The organism is Sorangium sp. So ce394, assembly GCF_051474665.1.
GTDB classification, from domain to species: domain Bacteria; phylum Myxococcota_A; class Polyangia; order Polyangiales; family Polyangiaceae; genus Sorangium; species Sorangium cellulosum_D.
This window is the reverse complement of the sequence record NZ_CP150339.1, coordinates 3,645,699-3,665,171: the sequence shown is the minus strand read 5'-3', so window position 1 is coordinate 3,665,171 and position 19,473 is coordinate 3,645,699. Positions and strand designations below refer to the sequence as shown.

Here is a 19,473-nt window from a genome sequence, read left to right as displayed (position 1 = left end):
GTGCCGCGTCGCCCGGGCTCGTTCGTGGTTGGAGGAGAGAGGGAGCCACAGAGGCACAGAGGACATAAAGGCGAGAAAGAGCCCCCTCTCACGCCCTTTTATCTTTCCTTTTTGCGCCTTTGCGCCTTTGCGCCTTTGCGCCGAACTCTCCCCCACGAGCTCGAAGTTTTCAGCCCAGCAAAACACATAAAGCGATCCAGCAAACCGTGGATGCCAGCCGCGCGGCCCGCGACGCACCGGCGAGCCCGCAGGGAGTTGCCTACCATGCACCACAAATTCAGCGGCTCCGCCGATCTTCACAGCGCCATGGTCCCGTGAGCGCGAGCGCTCGACACGCGATGTCCTCACCGTGGACTCCCGCGCTTGCGTCCGAGAGACGCGCCGCGTATCGTCGTCAGTTCGAGAGCCCTCCGCGGCGGTGAAGGCGCGCGGGCCAGCCGAGATCACGCCGTGCAATCGCCCTGGCCCCTCCCGATCGTCGCCCTGACGCCGGCCTCCTGCGGGGCCGTGCTGTGGCGCATGCAGGGCGCAGAGCGGCTCACCGTCATCGTCAAAGCCACGTTCGCCCTCGTCCACGATCGGCACGCGGAGCTCGCCGCCCCGGCGCCGCTGGTCCGCTCCGACCAGCTGCGAGAGGGGCGCGGCAGCCTGGAGGAGGCGTGTGAGACTGCGCCCTACCTGCCGGGCGCCGGGGTCCTCGTGCGCGGACACGCGGCCGCGCCCGCGGGGACGACCGCGACGGCGCTCTCGGTGCGGGTCGCGCTCTTCCGCGACGATCGCTGGGTCCTCAACAAGGAGCTCCACGTCTACGGCGAATTCACGCCACATGCGCCGAGCCCGCGGCCCTTCAGCCTCGTGCCGCTCGTGTACGAGCGCGCCTACGGCGGCCCGCACCTCGACGCGAACCCCGTGGGCGTGCCCCCAGGGGCCGCGCTGCCGAGCATCTTCGATCCGGCCGACCCGACGCGGCCCGCGGGCTTCGGGCCCATCGCGGGGCACTGGGCGCCGAGGAGAGCGCTCCTCTCGCGCGGCGAGGCGCCCGATCCCGTGGCGCCGGACCTCGATGGCAGCTTCGACTTTCGCTACTTCCACGCCGCCCCTGCGGACCAGCAGATCGAGCGCCTCCGCGGCGACGAGTGGATCTTCCTCCAGGGGCTGCACCCGCACGCGCCGTGGATCCGGTCCAGGCTGCCGTCGGCGCGCGCGCTCGCGCGGCTGCATCGGACCGGGCCGGGAGGCGACGACCCGGGGCAGCCGGTCGAGCTCGTCGCCGACACGCTGACCATCGATGCGGATCGCCTGCTCTGCTCCTTGATCTGGCGGGGGAACGTCGCCCTCCTGCCGGGCGACCTGCCGGCCCGGATGCGGGTGGTCGCAGGCGTCGAGATGCCCGGGCGGCCCCTCGCCTGGCCTTCGGCCGCGGCGGATCCCGCCTCGTCGGCCCCGTGGCCCCCGGCGGCCGGGCCGGCGTGTCCGGCGCCCGCCCTCGCCGGGGACGGGAGGGGGGCCGAGCGGCGGACGGCGCCCGAGGGCGAGGGCAGGCCCGCGGCCGGCGCGCGCGGCCCGGCGGCGGGCATCGATCTGCGGCTCGCGCCCGTCGCGATCGTGGATCCGGGGGGTGCGCTGGCCGAACGGGGGGCGGAGCTGCCGGCGGGGCACTGGAGCGCCGTCACGCAGCAGGTGACGCAGCTGCATGCGCTGCCCCCGTTGCCCTTCTCGCAGCGGCAGGAGCCGCACTGGAGCGCCGTCACGCAGCAGGTGGCGCCGCTGCAGCCGCCGCCTCCCCTGCCCTTCGCGCCCGCACCCGAGCCGCACTGGAGCGCCGTCACGCAGCAGGTGGCGCCGCTGCCGCCGCCGCCTCCCCTGCCCTTCGCGCCCGCGCCCGAGCCGCCGCCGCGCCCCGAGCCTGCCCCGGGCTCCGTGCCGTTCGCGATGCCCTTCGCCGCTTCGGGGGCCCACGCCGCGCCGCCACCCCGGGTGCAGCCGCCGCTCGCCGGGCTCGACGAGACGCACCCCGTCATCGACCCGCCGGCTGCGCGGGCGCAGCCGGCGCCCACGCCGGACGGCGAGGCGGGCGCCGTCGCCGAGACGCCGCCCTCGCAGACACAACCGCCGCCTGGCGAGGCGGCCGCCGTCGCCGGAGCGCCGCCCTCGCAGACACAACCGCCGCCTGGCGAGGCGGCCGCCGTCGCCGGAGCGCCGCCCTCGCAGACACAACCGCCGCCTGGCGAGGCGGCCGCCGTCGCCGGAGCGCCGCCCTCGCAGGCACAACCGCCGCCTGACGAGGCGGCCGCCGTCGCCGAGACGCCGCCCTCGCAAGCGCAGCCGTGGCCCGCGCCGGTCCACGAAACCGGCCCCGCTGCGGGCGAGACGCGCTCTCCGGACGCCGCGGCGCCCGCGGCCGAGACGCCCGCGCCCGCCAGCGCCACCGCGCCGGTCGAAGCGGCTCCCGCCGACGTCGCGCCCCCTGACGCCCCCTCCGCCCTCTCTCCCTCGGACGCCTCCCCCGCCGAGCCTCCCGCGCCCGAGCCGGAGGCGCGCGGCCTGCGCGCGGCGGTGCTCGCCCGCCTCAAGAGCGGCCAGCCGCTCTACGACCTCGAGCTCGCGGGCGCCGAGCTCGACGGCATCGACTGGAGCGGCGCCTCCCTCGAGCGCGTCAACCTCGCCGGCGCGACGCTCGCCCGGTGCAACTTCACCTCGGCCCGCCTCGCCAGGGCGAACCTGAGCGGCGCCGACCTCACCGACGCGCGCCTCACCGCCGCCGACCTCACCCGCGCCGATCTCTCCCGCGCCACCCTCGACCGCGCGCAGCTCTCCTCGGCGATCCTCAGGAGCGCAGACCTCACCTCGACGAGAGGCGCGCACGCGCGCTTCGACGGCGCGTCGCTGGACGGCGCCGACCTGCGGCAAGCGCGCCTCACCGACGCCGTCTTCGACGGGGCCAGCCTCGCCGACATCAACGCAACCAAGGCGGAGCTCTCCCGATCGAGCTTCGCGAACGCGAGCCTCGCGGGCGCCATCCTCCGCGCGGCGAAGCTCAAGGAGGCGAGCCTCCCCCGCGCCAACGTCGATGGCGCCGATCTGCGCGAAGCGGACCTCGCGGGCGCCAACCTCTATGGAGTCAAGCTCGCAAACGCGAAGTCGAGCGGCGCGATCCTGCGGTCCATCGTCGAAATACCGCCGGAGGGAGACGATATTAACGTTTCTTCACAAGGTTGACTCGCGGACTCCTTTACGTCTAGCTCCATGGAACGCGCTCCCTCGGGAACGAAGGCGAAGCATTCACCTCCTCGCACCCTGGAAGAGACACGACCATGAGCGACCTCATCACGTTCTCCTCGAGCATCCTGCAAGGCCCGACGCGCGTCGTCGGCTTTCGCGGCGTGGAGGCGATCTCGCGCCCCTATCGGTTCGAGATCTTCCTGTCGATCCCGAGCGAGGGCGAGGACGACACGGACTTCGCCGAGATGGTCGGGGCCAAGGCCCGGCTCGCGATCGACCGCCAGGACGATACGAATCCGCCCTACGTGTTCACCGGCGTGCTCGCCGGCGTCGACCTCGTGCACGAGTTCGGCGGCCGCGCGCTCCTGCGGGCGGTGCTCGTGCCGCGGCTCTGGGGGCTCACCCTGTCGAAGCACAGCCGCATCTTCACGAAGAAGTCCGTGCCCGAGGTGATCAAGCTCGTCCTCGAGGAGAACGGCATCACGGGGAGCGACGTCGAGCTCAACCTCGGCAGCTACGAGACCGAGGAGCACATCTGCCAGTACCGCGAGAGCGACTTCGACTTCGTCTCGCGCTGGATGGAGCGGGAAGGCATCTTTTACTATTTCGAGCACACCGAGGACGGCGAGAAGCTCGTCCTCTGCGACGACAAGAGCTACCCCGCAGGGCCGCTCGGCGCGCCGGTCCGCTACCACCCGCAGACCGGCGAGGACCGCAGCGCCTCGGCCTCGTTCCGCACCTTCTCCTGCCAGCACGGGGCGCTGCCGTCGCGGGTGAAGCTCAAGGACTACGACTATGTCCGGCCGCACTTCCCCCTCGCGGGGGCGGCGCCGGTGTCCCAGTACGGCACCGGCGAGATCAGCCTCTACGGCGAGCGCTTCTTCAGCGCCGACGCCGGCAAGCGGCTGGCCCAGCTGCGCGCGGAGGAATACCTCGCTCGCGAGGCGGTCTATCAGGCCACCGGCTCGCGGCTCCACCTGCGCTCGGGGTACACGTTCGAGCTCGAGGACCACCCGCGCGCGCGGTTCAACACGAAGTACCTTGCGGTCGAGCTGCGCCACCACGGCAACCAGTCCGCGGGGCACAGCGACTTCGAGGAGCTCACCGGGCTCACGCACGAGGAGGTCTATTTCGTCGAGGTCGCGGCCATCCCGGCGTCGACGCAGTTCCGGGCGGAGTCGCGGACGCCGTGGCCGCGCATCTACGGTTACGAGAACGGCACGGTCGACGGCTCCGCGGCGAGCGAGTACGCGCAGATCGACGACCACGGGCGCTACCTCGTCAAGTTCAAGTTCGACGAGGCGAGCCCGCGCGACGGCAGCGGCTCCACGTACGTGCGCATGATGCAGCCGCACGGCGGCGGCGTCGAAGGGTTCCACTTCCCGCTGCGCCGGGGGACCGAGGTCGTGCTGAGCTTCCTCGGCGGCGACCCGGATCGGCCGGTGATCTCCGGCGTGGTGCCCAACGTGCTCACGCCGAGCCCGGTCACGAGCGGCAACCACACGAAGAACGTCGTCCAGACCGGCGGCAGGAACCGCCTCGAGCTGGAGGACCAGGCCGGAGCGCAGCGCATCACGCTCTCGACGCCGTACTCGAACACGTACATGCGCATGGGGTCGCCCAACGACGGGCACGAGCTCATCGGCAAGACGGACGGCAACATCCTGCTCGACAGCGGGGTGAACATGGACTTCCTGGTCGGCGCCAACTGGACCAGCATCGTGACGAGCAACATCACGACGACCGCCGCGTCGGGCAACATCACGACGACGGCGACCACGGGCGACATCACGACGACGGCCACCGCGGGCGACATCACGACGCAGGCCGTCGCCGGCACCCTCACCGACAAGGCCAAGGGGGACGCGACGTTCATCTCCGAGGCCGGCAGCGTCCACGTGAAGTCCCTGGCCGCCGACGTGAACGTCTTCGCCCAGGGCCACTACAACATCGAGGCGAAGGGCGACAAGAACGAGACCATCTCGGGCAACCACAACACGACGAGGTTCGGCAACTACAACCTCACCACGATCGGGAGCGTCCGCGCCATCGTGCTCGGGAGCGCCACGTCGATCACCATGGGGAACGGGCGCGACGTCAAGATGGGCACGTTCGAGTCGCACACGCACGGATCGACGAAGGAGTACAAGCACAGCGACGCCGAGAGCGTCACCAACGGCAGCACGTACGACCACAAGATCGGCTCCTTCAAGACGATCACCGAGGGGGCGTCCACCGACGTCAAGCTGACGCAGGCCTACGAGTTCACCTTCGGAACCAAGCTGTCGCTGTCGCTCAGCGCCACCGCGGAGGTCGTCGCTGGGTTCAAGTCGTCGATGAACCTCGCAGGCACGCTGGACCTCAAGCTGGGGCCCACGGCGACCATCAAGAACGGTCCGGAGCTCGTCATCCAGAACGCCATCTTCAAGGCCGATACGGTCACCATCGAGAACGAGAACTTCAAGCTGAAGAACGTCGCGGCCGAGATCAAGAAGAGCGGCATCTTCATCGTCACCTGACGCTCGGGCGAGCTGCGCCGCGCTCGCCCGCCTCCCGCCGGCGCTCGCCCGCGCCGGGCCCTCGCCAGGCGCTCCGGGCACAACATCCAATTCGAGATCCATGCGCGTCATCAAGCCTCTTCGCCTCTCCGTCCTGCAGCGGGTGCTCACGATCCGGCGCAGCCATCATCTGAGCGTCGGGCTCCTGATGTTCTTTCCGCTCGACGCCCCGGAGGTGCCGCTGCCCGAGGCCTCGATGTGGCAGCGGGTGACGCCCGCGCTCGGCAAGGACGGTCTCCTGGACGAAGGCATGCCCAAGCCGCGCGGCGAGGTCCTCGTCTTCGGCAAGGCGTTCTCTCCCGGGGGGGAGCCCCGGCCGGCCTTCGCCGCGGGCCTGACGGTCGGCCCGGCCGACAAGCCGCTCGTCGACAAGACGATCGCCGTCGTCGGCAAGCGGCGGTGGCACCACGGCGCGCCGACCGAGCCGGAGCCGATCACCGAGATGCCGCTCGTCTGGGAGCATGCGTTCGGCGGCCCGGACTACGCGCTGAACCCGAAGGGAATGGGGCTCGGGGCGATCGAGGAAGAGGGGGCCAGGGTGCATTACCTGCCCCACCTCGAGGACCCGCGGCACCTCCTCAAGTCGCCCGGCGACAGGCCGCCGCCCGCGTGCTTCGGCGCGCTCGATCCCACGCTCGCCTCGCGGATCGCCAAGCTCGGCACGTACGGCGCCGAGTGGCTGCAGCACGATTTCCCCGGCTACGCCCGGGATCTCGACCCCGAGTACTTCCAGGTGGCCCCGGAGGACCAGCGGCTGCCGGACTACTTCCAGGGAGGAGAGCCGATCAGCCTCAAGCACCTCCACCCGACGCGGCCGCAGCTCGGGACCCGCGCGCCGACGCTCCGCGCCCGGTGCTTCGTGCGCCAGCGGGGCGCCGAGGACGCGGACGGCGAGGAGGGCCTCCGGGAGGTCGCGACGCGCCTGGAGACGGTGATCCTCTTCCCCGACCTGGAGCGCGGCGTCGCGATCTTCCGCGGGGTCGTCCAGGTGGCCGAGGACGACGCCGACGACGTGCGCCTGCTGATCGCCGGCCTGGAGCGGGCGGACGCGCCGAAGCCGGTCGAGCACTACCGCGCCGTGGTGGCGAGGCGGCTCGACAAGGACAAGGGGCACCTCCACGCCCTGAACGACAAGGAGCTGCTGCCCGAGGCCGAGCCCGACGCCCCGTCGTTCCCGGACGAGGCGATCAGCGACATGGACGAGCTCATCCGCCGCGAGCGGGCCCTGGAGCAGCGGTCGTTCACGCGGGCGCAGCGCGAGCTCGATCAGGCGCGCCTCACCCTGCGCATGCTCGGGATGAACCCGGACGAGAAGCTCCCGCGGGAGATCAAGCGCCCGGAGGACCCGAAGCCCGACGAGCTGGCGGAGCTCGCCGAGCGGATGGATCTCGAGGCCGCGGAGCTCCAGAAGCAGGCCGACGCGCAGCGCAGGGACGCCGAGGACGAGGCGCGGAAGCTCTGCGCCGAGCAGGGGCTCGACTTCGACAAGGTGGTCGCGAAGAGCAAGCGCGAGGGGGGCGGCCCGTCGAGGTTCAGCGCCGACGAGGAGCTCGCCCGCCTGCGCGAGCTCGCCGAGGCGGGGCGCAAGGCGGGCGCGCCGATGGATGACCTCGAGGCGAAGCTCGCGGATCCGGAGTTCGCCGCGAGCCTCCGCAGGACCGAGGAGAGGGTCCTGGGCGCGTACCGCGCCTTCGCGCACCTGTACCCGCCGACCGAGCCCGCGGAGGAACCGAGGAAATCCGATCTGCGCGCCGAGGTGGAGCGGGCGCTCGCCGCCGGCGAGTCGCTCGCGCGGCGCGATCTGACGGGCGCCGACCTCCACGGGCTCGGCCTCGCCGGCGCCGAGCTGCGCGAGGCGCTCCTCGAGGGCGCGGATCTGTCGGGGTGTGATCTCGGCGGGGCCGATCTGACGGGCGCGGTGCTCACGCGCGCGAGGCTCGAGGGCGCGCGGCTCGGGAAGGCGACGCTGCGCGGGGCGAACCTCGGCGAGGCGCGCGCCGCGCGCGCGAGCTTCGAGGGGGTCGACCTCCGCGGCGCGGTGCTCCACAAGGCGTGGCTCGAGGAGGCGCGGCTCTCGGGGGCCGACCTCGCCGGGGCCGATTTCCTCGAGGCCCGCGTGCGAGGCGCGGACTTCAGCGGCGCCGCCGCGGACGACGTCCTCTTCTTCCAGCTCGACCTCACGGGCGCGCGCTTCGCCGGCGCGAGCCTGCGCAAGGCGACGTTCTTCCAGTGCGCGGGGGCGGGCGCGGACTTCGGCGAGGCCGACCTCGAGGACGCGGCCCTCGTCGAGTTCAAGGGCGAGAAGGCCTCGTTCCGGAAGGCGAAGGCCACGGCGCTGCGCGTGGTCTCCGCCTCCGCGCTGCCCGGCGCGGACTTCTCCGGGGCCGAGCTCGCGCGGGCGAACCTCCGCGGGGTCGACCTGGAGGGCGCGATCTTCGAGGGCGCCTCGGCCGACGGCGCGGATTTCAGCGAGGCGAACCTCCGCAAGGCGCGCCTCGCGCAGATCTCGGGCAAGGGCGCGCGGTTCATGCGGTCGGACCTCGCCGAGGCGGATCTGACGGGCGCGAACCTCATGGACGCCATGCTGCAGAAGGCGAAGGTGCCCGGCGCCCGCTTCGAGAACACGAACCTGTTCCGCGCCAACCTGCTCGACGCGAAGGGCGATCCGCGGACCTCCTTCTCCGACGCGCACATCAAGCACGTCGTGTTCACGGGGCAGGGCAAGTGATCCGCGACGAGCTGCTCGCGAAGGTGGACGAGGGCGAGGTCATCGCCGGGGAGGACCTGTCCGGGCTCGACCTGTCCGGGCTCGACCTGTCGGGCGTCGTGTTCGAGAAGACGACGTTCCGCGGCGCCCGGCTGAGGGGCGCGAAGATCAGCGAGTCCATGTTCAACGGGTGCGATCTCGCGGGCGCCGACCTGTCCGGCGCGCGGGCCCGCCACGCGGTGTGGAGCGGGTGCGCGCTGCTCCACGCGCGCCTCGACGAGGCCGACCTCGTCTCGGCGAGCTTCGCGGAGTGCGACGCGTCGCGGGCGAGCTTCGACCGCGCGAACCTCACGATCGGCAGCATGATCAAGGGGCGCGCCGACGAGGCGAGCTTCCGCGAGGCCAACCTGGACCGGTTCTCGCTCGTGGAGACCGAGGCCGCGCGCCTCGCGCTCGACGGGGCGAGGCTCAAGCAGGCCTGCCTGCTCAAGGCGGACCTGTCAACCGCGAGCCTGCGCGGCGCGACGATGCACCTCGCGGTGCTGGTCGGCGCCCGCCTCCGCGGGCAGGATCTGTCGGGCATGGACCTGACCCTGGCGCAGCTCACCGACGCCGACCTCGCCGGGTGCGACCTGCGCGGCGCCCGGCTCGTCCAGGCGGGCTTCAAGGGCGCGGACCTCACCGCGGCGAAGCTCGACGGCGCCGACGCCGAGCGCGGCCTCTTCTTCGGCGCGCGGCTCGCCGGGGTCTCCGCCGCGGGCCTCAAGGCGCGGCAGGCGATCTTCTCGGAGGCCGACCTCGAGGCGGCGAACCTCGCCGGCGCCGACCTCTACCAGGCCATCTTCCACCGGGCGGCCTGCCCGCTGGCGAGCTTCCGCGGCGCGGACCTGACCTACGCCGACCTCTCGCACGCGAGCATCGAGAAGGCGGATCTCTCGCACGCGAAGCTCTTCCGCGCGCGCTTCCACCAGGCCCGCGACGCGGGCGCGACCTTCACGAGCCGGTCCGCCGCGCTCGGAGACGACCCGGATCTGCTCGAAGCCGAGCGCTGGACGCCCTGAGGGGATGCCCCTCCCGACAGCAGGAGAACGAGACCATGCGAGACAATCTGGCGAGACAAAGGGTGGAGACCTTCGCGATCCAGGAGGTCGGTACGGTCATCGGCGCCGTGGACCGGTCGTTCCAGGTGCGCGTCGGGTCGGGCGACTACGCCGCGAAGCGGGCGGTGAGCTGCCTCGTCGAGCCGGCGCTCGGCGACCGGGTGCTCGTCGCGCTGCACGACGCCGGGTGCCACGTGCTCGCGGTGCTCGACCGCGAGGGCGACGCGCCGACGCGGCTCGTGGCCGAGGGGGATCTGGAGGTGAGCGCCCCGGGCGGGCGCGTCACGGTCGCCGCGGGCGAGGGCGTGCGCCTCGTCACGCCGGCCGAGGCGTCGGTGGCCGCGGGCAAGGTGCGCGTGGCCGCGAGCGAGGGGTCGCTCGCCGTCGGGGCGATGACGTACGTGGGCGAGCGGCTGGTCGCGCAGGTGGATCGCGTGAAGACGGTCGCGCGGTCGGTCGAGTCGATCGCGGAGCGCTGGGTGCAGCGGCTCGATCGGGCGTACCGGTTCATCGCCGAGTCGGAGCAGGTGCGGGCGCAGTACTACGAGGTCACGGCGAAGGCCGCGGTCAACATCAAGGCGCAGGCGACGCTCGTCTCGAGCGGCGAGCTGACCAAGATCGACGGTGGGCAGATCCACCTCGGCTGACAGGAGGCACCGATGTTCGCGAACACGCAGATGGGAGGCCTGGCCCTGGGCGGGCCGGACGTGTGCTTGACGCCGCCGGCGCACCTGCCGGTGCCCTACCCCAACCTGTCGGCGCAGCCGATGGGGGTGCCGGCGGCCTACAACGTGCTGTTCATGTGCACGCCGGCGCACAACTTGACGACGCAGGTGCCGCTCACGAACGGCGACAACGCCGGCCTGGAGATGGGCCTGGTCTCGCACACGGTGATGGGCCCCTCGCGGCACGTCACCGCGGCGTTCACCGTGCTCGTGGGCAGCGCGCCCGCCACGCGGATGACGAGCATCACGACGCAGAACTCCGTCAACGCGGTCGGGGTCAGCCTCGTCCCGAGCCAGGTCAAGGTGCTGCTCCTCGCCCCGTAGGCCGCCGATGAAAGAGCACAACCGGCTCCGCATCGAGCGCCTCACGGCCCGCTACGCGCGGCGCATCGAGGCGGCGCGCGCCCCGGCGGAAGCCGATTTCCTCCGTGAATTCGAAGACTTGCGCGAGCGCGTGCTCCGCCCCCAGATGGAGGAGTTCGCCGCCGAGCTGAGGAGAGCGGGCCACGCGCCGCGCATCGTGCTCGACGAGGGGCACGACACGCCGAGCATCGAGCTCGCCCTCGGCCTGCGCGAGGCCAAGGCGAGCCGCAACGTGGTCGGCTTCTGCGTCATCCGTTGGACCGGCTATCCGCTCCAGATCCTCGCCTACCTCGAGGTCAACCCCACGCCGTTCGATCTGGAGCGGTTCGCCCGCGCCGCGGACATAGGGCCGGACCGCGTCGAGCAGCTCCTCGTCGAGGCGATCGAGCAGATCATGGTCTGCAACGCGCCCTGAGCGGGCGGAGCAGCGGAGTCAGCAGGAACGGAGTCCGCGGGAGACGGAGGAGGGCAGAGCTCGGCGCGGGAGCGGAGGCGCGGAGTCGAGGGCCGGCCGCTCAGCGACAGGGGTAGGTTTCAGGGCTATGCTCCGCGGATGAGTACCCAAGAGCTCAGCGCGGCGAACTTCGAGCAGACGGTCGAGTCGAACGACATCGTCCTCATCGACTGGTGGGCGCCCTGGTGCGGCCCCTGCCGGGTCTTCGGTCCCGTCTTCGAGAAGGCGTCCGAGAAGCACACGGACATCGTGTTCGGGAAGATCAACACCGACGAGCAGCAGGAGCTGGCCCAGGCGTTCGGCATCCGCTCGATCCCGACGCTGTTCATCTTCCGCGAGAAGGTCCTCCTGTTCGCGGAGGCGGGCTCCTTGCCCGCGTCGGCGCTCGATCAGGTGATCGAGAAGGTGCGCTCGCTCGACATGGACGAGGTGCGCGCGAAGATCGCCGAGGAGGAGGCGAAGGGCGCCGAGGGAGGCGAGGCCGCCGAAGGGGCTTGAGGGACAGGCGGCCGCGAGGGAGCGCCGGGCGCGCCGGCGGGAGCGCCAGCGTCCTCCTACCGGGACTGGCGCGCCGACGCCGCGAGGAACGCGGCCAGCCGCGACGCGGCGTTCTCCCGGAGGTTCATGAAGAAGAGCTGGAACTCGATCGCGTGGTAGTTCTCCTCGCCGAGCACGCGATCGAGGATGCGGCTCGGCAGGTCCCGGGGCGTGGCGCCGACGTCGTGCACGATGAGCGTGCCGTCCACGCACTGGGCGTCCCCCGCGAGCCCCGCGCGCGGCGCCTTGTCGTCGCTCTCGAGGAACACCGCGCCAGGGTTCAGGTCCGCGGGCGCGCGGGCCCCGTCCGTTCGCCATGACAGCGGGTTGGTGCAGAGCCGTTCCCGCGGGTCCGGCCGGTGCATCTCGAAGTCGGTCGGCACGTACGCCGCCCCGCGCGCGTTCCACGCGACGGCGCAGCGGACGTCGTCGGCCGCCTGGCATGGTGGAACGTCGGGCGCGCGCTCGCGCAGCCCGTCGACGGTGACGGCGCCGCCGATGAGGTAGGCCGCCACGAGCTGGTCCCGGAGCGCGGTGCCGGAGATGGCCTCGCGCAGCAGCCGCTCGGCCATGACGGTGCCCTGGCTGTGGGCGGCGAGGAGGAACGGGCGGCCGGCGCCGCGCCGCGCGTTGAAGGCGTCGAACGCCCGCCGGACATCGCCGTAGGCCACGTCGATCGCGCGGTCCCCGTCGGCGGAGGATCGCGTGAACGCCATGCCGTTCGCCTGCCGGTACCGGGGCGCGTACACCGCGCAGCAGCCGTTGAACGCCGTCGCCTGGATCCCTGTCGCGCCCCGGTCGGTGGCGTCGTTGACGGCTGTGTCGTTCGTGTCGGCGTTCCAGGAGCGGCCCACGTAAGAGGTCGAGTGGACATAGAAGACGTCGGCGGCGGCGCGGCGCTGGTCGACCGCCGGCGCGGAGGGGGGCGCCGCGTCGCCGGCGTCGTCGCGCTCCGGGAGCGCGCTCCAGCTCCGCGGATCCGCGTAGTCCGGCGCGGGCGGCAGCGCCGCCGCGTCGAAGGGAGCCCCCGGCGTCAACGCGCTTCGAGTCAGCGCGCCGACGTTCAGCGCCGCGATCGCCCCGCAGGCGACGACGCCCAGCGCGACCCGGAGCGCGATCCTCACCGATCTCTTCATGGGGATACCTCGCCTCGGTGCATCTAGACTACGTGGTGGTCTTGGCGCCGCGGTAGTCGGTGGCCCCGGGGATGGCGGGCAGCCAGGGCACGCGGTGCACGGTCCAGAGCTGGAACGACGGCGGCGGCAGGTCGCCCGGCCGGTCCATCGTGCCGAGGAAGATGTCGAGCTCCCGGGCCCCGTCGCGGCGCCAGAAGAGCGATGAGCCGCAGGTCGCGCAGAACTGGCGGATGGCGAAGCTGGACGACCGGTACGTCGCGGGGGCGCCGGAGAGCAGCTCGAACTGCTCGTCGGGATAGGTGGCGAACGACGGCATCGGCGCGCCGGTCTGGCGCCGGCACTGGCTGCAGTAGCAAACGTTGACGCTCGCCGGCGCGCCGCGGGCGCGGTAGCGGATCGCGCCGCACAGACAGCCGCCGGTGTGGTGAGCCTCGGTCATGGACGTCGCCTCCTTGCTCCTGGAACTCGCGCTCGCCAGCCTGGCCCCGGCCGGCGCACCGCGCAACCGGCGCGCGGCGCAGCGGCGCAGCGGCGCGTCACGCAGCGACCCGGAGCGGCCGGCAGAGCGCGAGACCGAGGGCGGAGCCGACGGCGTACAGCGCGAGGTCGGCGGGATCGAATCCCCCGTTCGCGCCGAGCAGGAGCCGCCCCGGGGTGGTGCTGCGCGCGGCCCACAGCCAGGGCAGCTCGCTCAGCTGGAGCAGCTCGATCGCGCACGTCGCGGCGAAGACCGCGAGCGCAAGCCGGTGGGTGCGGGCGGAGATCCACACGAGCTGCGCCGCGGCGATCCACACGACCTCATAGAGCACGGCGCCCGCGCTGTTGCGCAGCCAGACCGGACCGCCGTGGAAGCGCGCGGCCAGGCCGACGGGAACGACGGCGACGATGAGGAGGGCCAGCGCGAGGCGCTTGCGGGCGGCTTCCGGCATGAGACGAGCCTAACCGCAGCCTCTCCGCCAGCGCAGCTCCCGGCGACCGGCCGTTTGGAATTGACAAGCAAAATGTGAACGCTCACAATGCTGTCCTCAAGGGCATCTTTGCTTCGCCACGGTCGTGACGGGACGATGCCTGACCGACGCGGAAGCTCGCGCGATGTCCGGCGAGACGCGGGCCATGGGCCGAGTTCCTTACCTCACTGGCCGGTTCGACCGGCTCGGATCTGCACCGTTTGCAGCAGGAGCGACGATGAAGCTTGCGAGGTTTGCCGCCGCCGCGGTGGCCATGGCCCTGGCCGCGGGAATGGGCGCCTGCGACTCCAGCGAGAAGACGGCCGACAAGGGTGGTTCCGGCTCCAAGGCGGGCCCCCTCGTCGGCGTCAGCATGCCGACCAAATCGTCGGAGCGGTGGATCTCCGACGGCAACAACGTCAAGGCGTCGCTGGAGAAGCTGGGCTATCAGGTCCACCTGCAGTACGCGGAGAACGACATCCCGACTCAGGTCAACCAGATCGAGACCCAGATCACCAAGGACGCCAAGCTGCTCATCGTCGCCTCCATCGACGGCACGGCGATCACCACGCAGCTTCAGCAGGCGGCGGACAAGAAGATCCCGGTCATCGCGTACGACCGGCTCATCCGCAACTCGCCGAACGTCGACTACTACGCCACCTTCGACAACTACAAGGTGGGCGTGCAGCAGGCCACTTCGCTCCTCGTGGGCCTCGGGCTGAAGAAGGAGGACGGCTCCGACGGCGCCGCCCAGGGTCCGTTCAACATCGAGCTGTTCGCCGGCTCGCCCGACGACAACAACGCGACCTTCTTCTTCAACGGGGCCATGGACACGCTCAAGCCCTACATCGACAAGGGCACGCTCGTCGTCAAGAGCGGTCAGAAAGACTTCAAGACCGTGGCCATCCTCCGGTGGGACCCGGCGACCGCGCAGAAGCGCATGGAGGATCTGCTCACCGCGACGTACACCGGCGGCGCGAAGGTCGACGGCGTGCTGTCGCCCTACGACGGGCTGTCCATCGGCATCCTGTCTGCGCTGAAGAGCAACGGCTACGGCGCCGGCGGCCAGAAGTACCCGATCGTCACCGGGCAGGACGCCGAGAAGGCGTCGGTCAAGTCGATCATCGCCGGCGAGCAGTTCGCCACCATCTTCAAGGACACTCGCCAGCTGGCAGAGGTCACCGTGAAGATGGCCGACGCCGTGCTCAAGGCCGGCAAGCCCGAGGTGAACAACACCAAGGACTACGACAACGGCAAGAAGGTCGTGCCGTCGTACCTGCTCGAGCCGATCATCGTGTACAAGAGCAACTACAAGAAGGTGCTGATCGACAGCGGTTACTACAAGGAGGACGAGCTCAAGTAGCCGCGGCGCCGGCGGCGCGGGGCCGGCCGGCGGCGATCGCGCCGCGCGACGCCGGCCGGCGCGCCGCCTGGGACCGCCGGCCGGGCCAGCGCCGCCCGGCTCGCGCGCGCGACCCCCTCAAGGAGGCAGACCGGGATGGCCGACGACGCGATCCTCGAGATGCACGGAATCACCAAGACGTTCCCGGGTGTCAAGGCGTTGCAGGACGTCAGCCTGTCGGTGCGCCGCGGCGAGATCCACGCGATCTGCGGCGAGAACGGCGCCGGCAAGTCCACCCTGATGAAGGTGCTCTCGGGCGTCTACCCGCACGGCTCGTACGCGGGTGAGATCTACTTCAGCGGCGAGCTCTGCAAGTTCTCCAGCGTGCGGGACAGCGAGAAGCGCGGCATCGTGATCATCCACCAGGAGTTCGCGCTGAGCCCCCACCTGTCCATCGCCGAGAACATCTTCCTCGGCAACGAGCGGGTCCACCGTGGGCTGATCGACTGGAACCGCACCAACGCAGAGGCCGAAGCCCTCCTCGCCCGGGTCGGGCTGCCGGAGAACCCGGTGACCCCCGTGATGGACATCGGCGTGGGCAAGCAGCAGCTGGTCGAGATCGCCAAGGCGCTGTCGAAGCGCGTCCGGCTGCTCATCCTCGACGAGCCGACCGCCGCCCTCAACGACGACGACTCCGCGCATCTGCTCGACCTGATCCGGGGGCTGCGCGACGACGGCATCACCTGCGTGATCATCTCCCACAAGCTGAACGAGATCGAGGCCATCGCCGATTCGACGACGATCCTGCGCGACGGGCGGACGGTCGAGACGCTGGACATGAAGAGCGGTCAGGTGACCGAGGACCGGATCATCGCCGGCATGGTCGGGCGGGATCTGGAGCACCGCTTCCCGCCGCACGAGCCCAAGATCGGCCCCGAGGTGCTGCGGATCGAGGACTGGACCGTGCACGACTCGCTCCGGCACGGGCGGGTGGTGGTGTCGGGCGCGAGCCTCACGCTGCGCGCCGGTGAGATCGTCGGGCTGGCCGGCCTGATGGGCGCGGGCCGCACCGAGCTGGCGATGAGCGTGTTCGGGGGCAGCTACGGCGTCCGCGCCGGCGGGCGGATGTTCAAGGACGGCCGCGAGATCCGCCCGCGAACGGTGAGCGACGCGATCGACCAGGGCATCGCGTACGCGACCGAGGACCGGAAGGCCTATGGCCTGAACCTGATCGAGGACATCAAGCGCAACGTCTCGGCGGCCGCCCTGCGGAAGCTCGCCGAGCTGGGCTGGGTCGACGACAACGAGGAGTACCGCGTCGCCGACGAGTACCGGAGGCGGCTGAACATCAAGGCCCCCAGCGTGCTCACGGTCACAGGCACGCTGAGCGGCGGCAACCAGCAGAAGGTCGTCCTCGCCAAGTGGATGTTCGCGGACCCCGACGTGCTGATCCTGGACGAGCCCACCCGCGGCATCGACGTCGGCGCCAAATACGAGATCTACACGTTCATCAACGCGCTCGCCGACCAGGGCAAGGCGATCCTGGTCATCTCGTCGGAGCTGCCCGAGCTGCTCGGCATCTGCGACCGGATCTACGCCATGTCGGCCGGACGGATCACCGGTCAGCTCGCCCGCGCCGACGCCACACCGGAACGGCTGATGCAATACATGACCAAGGCAAAGGAGTAGCGGCGAGATGGCCAGCGTCGCGCCCACCGGCAGCACGGCCCCCACCACCAAGGCCCTGCCCGCCGACATGCAGTCACCTCCCGAGCGGCCGCTGAGCCACCGGTTCTCGATCAACCTGCGGCAGAGCGGCATCTACGTCGCTTTCGCGCTGATCGTCGCGCTGTTCACGGGCCTGACCGGCGGTCAGCTGCTGGCGCCCCAGAACATCTCGAACATCATGGTCCAGAACTCGTACATCCTGATTCTGGCCATCGGGATGATCTTGATCATCATCGCCGGTCACGTCGACCTGTCGGCCGGCTCGGTCGTGGCGGCGACCGGCGCGGTCGCGGCCGTGCTGATGGTCGAAAACCACGTGCCCTGGCCGCTGGCGGCCGGCATCACCGTCGTCGTGGGCGCCCTGATCGGCGCCTGGCAGGGCTTCTGGGTCGCCTACTTCCGCATCCCGGCGTTCATCGTCACGCTCGCCGGCATGCTCCTGTTCCGGGCCGTGACCCTCACGATCCTGGGCAACCAGGGCATCGGCCCGTTCCCGGACGAGGTGCGCACGCTGGCCAACGGCTTCACCGAGGGGTACCTGGGCAACGTTCGCCTCGGGGCGCTCGGCGGGGCCGACGTGGTCACGCTGCTCGTCGGGGCGGCCGGCGTAGCCGGCATCGTGGCCACCCAGTGGCGCGCCCGGGCCGCCCGGCTCCGCTACAAGCAGCAGGTCGATGCGCTGCCGGTGTTCGTCGCGAAGCTCGCCGCCGCGTCGGCCGTGGTGCTGTTCATCCTCGTGCAGCTCGCCCGGTTCAAGAACCTGCCGTGGGTGCTGATCCTGCTGACCGCCCTGGCGCTGGGCTACACGCTGCTGACCAACCGGACGATCTTCGGCCGACACATCTACGCGGTGGGCGGCAACGTGCACGCCGCGATGCTGTCCGGTATCAAGGTCAGTTGGGTCACCTTCTGGATCTTCGTGAACATGGGCGTGCTCGCCGCGGTCGCGGGGATCATCTTCGCCGGCCGGCTGAACCAGGCGGGCCCGACCGCGGGGATCAACTTCGAGCTGGACGCGATCGCCGCGGCCTTCATCGGCGGCGCCGCCGTGCAGGGCGGCGTCGGCAAGGTGGCCGGCGCGATCACCGGCGGTCTGATGATGGGCGTGATCAACAACGGCATGTCGCTGATCGGCTCCCCGTCCGAGCGGGTGATGCTCGTCAAGGGCCTGGTGCTGCTCGCCGCGGTGGCCTTCGACGTGTGGTCGAAGCGACGCGCCGGGGCGACCCGCTGACCGCCCCCGCCCCGCTTCACCCCGTCACGCGCCGCCGCGCGCGGGGCGGAGCGCGAGCGGCGCCGTGCCGGTGAGCAGCCCCGCCGCGAGGGCGACCACGCCGCCGAAGCCGACGCACGCGCAGCCGAGGGCGCCCGTCAGCGCGGCGACGCCGCACGCCGAGGCCCAGGAGGCCCCGAGCCGGTCCGACCGGCGGAGCGCGCGCGAGAGCAGCACGCCGGCGGCGACCCCGCCCGCCAGGCAGGCCGGGACGCAGATGGAGACGCACCCCTCCGGCGTGCAGAGGTGACCGTAGACGCGCGCGGCGTGCGCCGCCGCGAAGGGGACGAGCCCCGCCGCGACGCCCGGGAGCACGCCCCGCCCGAGCTCGCGCCCCCGCCACGAGAGCAGCGCCGCGGCGACGTAGAGCGCCGCGCCGATGATCGCGGTGGTGAGCGGGCGGTCGCTCATCAGCGCGGCGACGAGCGCCACGGCGAGCGTCGGGGTCGCCGCCCAGGCCGCCTGTCGCGCCCTCCCGCGCTCGTAGGCTCGATAGGCCCTCTCCTTCAGGCCGGCGAGCGCCTCAGGTTCCATAGATCCTCCTCCACGCCTCCCGGAGGCGGGCAAATGCGCGCTCGCGGCGCTTGCGGAACGCCGCGCCCGAGACCGATGGATCGCGATCGCCCTCCAGCAGCGTCGCCCTCAGCGTCTCGCGATCCGCCTCGCCCAGCGCGCCGAGCACCTCGCGCGCCGCGTCGTCCAGATCCCGGGCGATCGCCGCGTCCTCCGGCGTGGGCGTGTCGGCCGCGAGCGACGGGAGTTGCTCGTCCGGCGCCTCCCGCGATCGGGTCCGCCGCCGCCGCGCCGTGCGGCACTCCCACGCCGCGATGGCGAGCGCCCAGGTGAGCGCGTCCGCCTCGGGATCGAACGAGCTGGCGCGGTCGAACACCTTGAGGAGCGCCTGCTGCGCCGCGTCCTCCGCGTCCGCGTCGCCCGCGAGCATGCGGCGGCAGAACGCGCGGATCGCCGGCCAGAGGGCGGCATAAACAGGGTCGAACGCCGCGCGATCGCCGTCGGCGAGGCGCCTCATCGAGGCGTTGAGCAGCGATCGCGCGCGCGGTTCCAAGAGGCTGGGTCCTCAGCCGCAGGGGCAGTCCGGGCACGGGCAATCCGCGCACGGACAGCCGCCGGCGAGCTGCGTTCCAGCATAGGCCATCGCCGGGATGCCGAGGACGGCCGCGAACAGGGTCACCTTGAGCCAACGACGCATGGGAGGTCTCCTTGTCTTCTCCGGCCGGCGGTCCTCACCGGCCTTCCTCGGCTCTAGGCGCGAGCGGGGCCGAGCGTGACACCCGCGCGATCGAAAATCGCGGCGGCCGGACGCGACCTCACCGGTGCGCGCGCCGCCGGCCCCCGTCGCGGCATTGGCAGAACATTCCGC

At 71.7% G+C, this 19,473-nt stretch carries 17 protein-coding genes; 11 read left to right on the top strand and 6 right to left on the bottom strand.

Annotated features, from left to right (window positions below; translation table 11 throughout):
• Positions 1-450 precede the first annotated feature (450 nt).
• The 8 genes from WMF33_RS13765 to trxA all read left to right on the top strand — a co-directional run bounded on the left by WMF33_RS13765 (position 451) and on the right by trxA (position 11,627).
• Positions 451-3,219, top strand: coding sequence for a DUF2169 domain-containing protein (locus tag WMF33_RS13765; RefSeq protein WP_437337567.1), 2,769 nt, complete (start codon positions 451-453; stop codon positions 3,217-3,219).
• A 95-nt stretch (positions 3,220-3,314) separates the two neighbouring features.
• Positions 3,315-5,741: a type VI secretion system Vgr family protein gene (locus WMF33_RS13760; protein WP_437337566.1), complete on the top strand. Its 2,427-nt coding sequence runs from the start codon at positions 3,315-3,317 to the stop codon at positions 5,739-5,741.
• Between the two features lie 100 nt (positions 5,742-5,841).
• A complete protein-coding gene (locus WMF33_RS13755; RefSeq protein ID WP_437337565.1) occupies positions 5,842-8,508 on the top strand; it encodes a DUF2169 domain-containing protein in 2,667 nt (888 codons plus the stop codon).
• Entirely contained in the window at positions 8,505-9,548 is a 1,044-nt protein-coding gene (locus tag WMF33_RS13750) for a pentapeptide repeat-containing protein (protein ID WP_437337564.1), read from the top strand. Before WMF33_RS13755 ends, WMF33_RS13750 begins: the two co-directional genes overlap by 4 nt.
• Positions 9,549-9,583: 35 nt before the next feature.
• Positions 9,584-10,234, top strand: a complete 651-nt coding sequence (locus WMF33_RS13745; RefSeq protein WP_437337563.1) for a DUF3540 domain-containing protein — start codon at positions 9,584-9,586, stop codon at positions 10,232-10,234.
• Positions 10,235-10,246: 12 nt separating this feature from the next.
• Positions 10,247-10,636 carry a DUF4150 domain-containing protein gene (locus WMF33_RS13740; protein WP_437337562.1) on the top strand — a complete coding sequence of 130 codons (390 nt, stop codon included), beginning with the start codon at positions 10,247-10,249 and terminating at the stop codon, positions 10,634-10,636.
• Between the two features lie 7 nt (positions 10,637-10,643).
• Entirely contained in the window at positions 10,644-11,090 is a 447-nt protein-coding gene (locus tag WMF33_RS13735; protein ID WP_061622775.1) for a hypothetical protein, read from the top strand.
• A gap of 138 nt (positions 11,091-11,228) precedes the next feature.
• Entirely contained in the window at positions 11,229-11,627 is a 399-nt protein-coding gene (gene trxA, locus WMF33_RS13730; RefSeq protein ID WP_437337561.1) for a thioredoxin, read from the top strand.
• Between the two features lie 56 nt (positions 11,628-11,683).
• Here the strand turns inward: trxA and WMF33_RS13725 are convergent, their stop codons facing one another.
• From WMF33_RS13725 to WMF33_RS13715, 3 genes are all read right to left on the bottom strand, one after another.
• On the bottom strand, positions 11,684-12,802 hold the full coding sequence (locus tag WMF33_RS13725; RefSeq protein ID WP_437337560.1) for a DUF3089 domain-containing protein: 1,119 nt from the start codon (positions 12,800-12,802) through the stop codon (positions 11,684-11,686).
• 28 nt (positions 12,803-12,830) lie between these two features.
• Positions 12,831-13,241, bottom strand: a complete 411-nt coding sequence (locus WMF33_RS13720) for a GFA family protein (protein ID WP_061622772.1) — start codon at positions 13,239-13,241, stop codon at positions 12,831-12,833.
• A 97-nt stretch (positions 13,242-13,338) separates the two neighbouring features.
• Entirely contained in the window at positions 13,339-13,731 is a 393-nt protein-coding gene (locus WMF33_RS13715; RefSeq protein WP_061622771.1) for a DUF2809 domain-containing protein, read from the bottom strand.
• Positions 13,732-13,987: 256 nt separating this feature from the next.
• Here WMF33_RS13715 and chvE point away from each other — a divergent pair, with 256 nt between their 5' ends.
• From chvE to mmsB, 3 genes are all read left to right on the top strand, one after another.
• On the top strand, positions 13,988-15,112 hold the full coding sequence (gene chvE / locus WMF33_RS13710) for a multiple monosaccharide ABC transporter substrate-binding protein (RefSeq protein WP_437337559.1): 1,125 nt from the start codon (positions 13,988-13,990) through the stop codon (positions 15,110-15,112).
• 135 nt (positions 15,113-15,247) lie between these two features.
• The gene (gene mmsA, locus WMF33_RS13705) at positions 15,248-16,780 is read left to right on the top strand and encodes a multiple monosaccharide ABC transporter ATP-binding protein (protein ID WP_437337558.1); all 1,533 of its coding nucleotides are present in this window, start codon (positions 15,248-15,250) and stop codon (positions 16,778-16,780) included.
• Positions 16,781-16,787: 7 nt separating this feature from the next.
• Positions 16,788-18,053 carry a multiple monosaccharide ABC transporter permease gene (gene mmsB, locus WMF33_RS13700; protein WP_437337557.1) on the top strand — a complete coding sequence of 422 codons (1,266 nt, stop codon included), beginning with the start codon at positions 16,788-16,790 and terminating at the stop codon, positions 18,051-18,053.
• A gap of 24 nt (positions 18,054-18,077) precedes the next feature.
• Here mmsB and WMF33_RS13695 read toward each other — a convergent pair whose 3' ends face one another.
• Genes WMF33_RS13695 through WMF33_RS13685 form a run of 3 tightly spaced genes read right to left on the bottom strand, consistent with a single transcriptional unit; the run spans position 18,078 to position 19,302 of the window.
• On the bottom strand, positions 18,078-18,626 hold the full coding sequence (locus WMF33_RS13695) for a hypothetical protein (protein ID WP_437337556.1): 549 nt from the start codon (positions 18,624-18,626) through the stop codon (positions 18,078-18,080).
• Complete coding sequence (locus tag WMF33_RS13690) at positions 18,616-19,158, bottom strand: RNA polymerase sigma factor (RefSeq protein WP_437337555.1); 543 nt, start codon at positions 19,156-19,158, stop codon at positions 18,616-18,618. The genes WMF33_RS13695 and WMF33_RS13690 overlap by 11 nt, the downstream gene beginning before the upstream one ends.
• 12 nt (positions 19,159-19,170) lie before the next feature.
• A complete protein-coding gene (locus WMF33_RS13685) occupies positions 19,171-19,302 on the bottom strand; it encodes a hypothetical protein (protein ID WP_257792777.1) in 132 nt (43 codons plus the stop codon).
• Positions 19,303-19,473: the final 171 nt, after the last annotated feature.

Coding starts and splice junctions, on each gene's coding strand:
- WMF33_RS13715 (WP_061622771.1), bottom strand. CDS start 13,731: ATGCCGGAAGCCGCCCGCAAGCGCCTCGCGCTGGCCCTCCTCATCGTC.
- WMF33_RS13725 (WP_437337560.1), bottom strand. CDS start 12,802: ATGAAGAGATCGGTGAGGATCGCGCTCCGGGTCGCGCTGGGCGTCGTC.
- WMF33_RS13695 (WP_437337556.1), bottom strand. CDS start 18,626: ATGGAACCTGAGGCGCTCGCCGGCCTGAAGGAGAGGGCCTATCGAGCC.
- WMF33_RS13735 (WP_061622775.1), top strand. CDS start 10,644: ATGAAAGAGCACAACCGGCTCCGCATCGAGCGCCTCACGGCCCGCTAC.
- WMF33_RS13720 (WP_061622772.1), bottom strand. CDS start 13,241: ATGACCGAGGCTCACCACACCGGCGGCTGTCTGTGCGGCGCGATCCGC.
- chvE (WP_437337559.1), top strand. CDS start 13,988: ATGAAGCTTGCGAGGTTTGCCGCCGCCGCGGTGGCCATGGCCCTGGCC.
- mmsA (WP_437337558.1), top strand. CDS start 15,248: ATGGCCGACGACGCGATCCTCGAGATGCACGGAATCACCAAGACGTTC.
- mmsB (WP_437337557.1), top strand. CDS start 16,788: ATGGCCAGCGTCGCGCCCACCGGCAGCACGGCCCCCACCACCAAGGCC.
- WMF33_RS13740 (WP_437337562.1), top strand. CDS start 10,247: ATGTTCGCGAACACGCAGATGGGAGGCCTGGCCCTGGGCGGGCCGGAC.
- trxA (WP_437337561.1), top strand. CDS start 11,229: ATGAGTACCCAAGAGCTCAGCGCGGCGAACTTCGAGCAGACGGTCGAG.
- WMF33_RS13760 (WP_437337566.1), top strand. CDS start 3,315: ATGAGCGACCTCATCACGTTCTCCTCGAGCATCCTGCAAGGCCCGACG.
- WMF33_RS13685 (WP_257792777.1), bottom strand. CDS start 19,302: ATGCGTCGTTGGCTCAAGGTGACCCTGTTCGCGGCCGTCCTCGGCATC.
- WMF33_RS13745 (WP_437337563.1), top strand. CDS start 9,584: ATGCGAGACAATCTGGCGAGACAAAGGGTGGAGACCTTCGCGATCCAG.
- WMF33_RS13755 (WP_437337565.1), top strand. CDS start 5,842: ATGCGCGTCATCAAGCCTCTTCGCCTCTCCGTCCTGCAGCGGGTGCTC.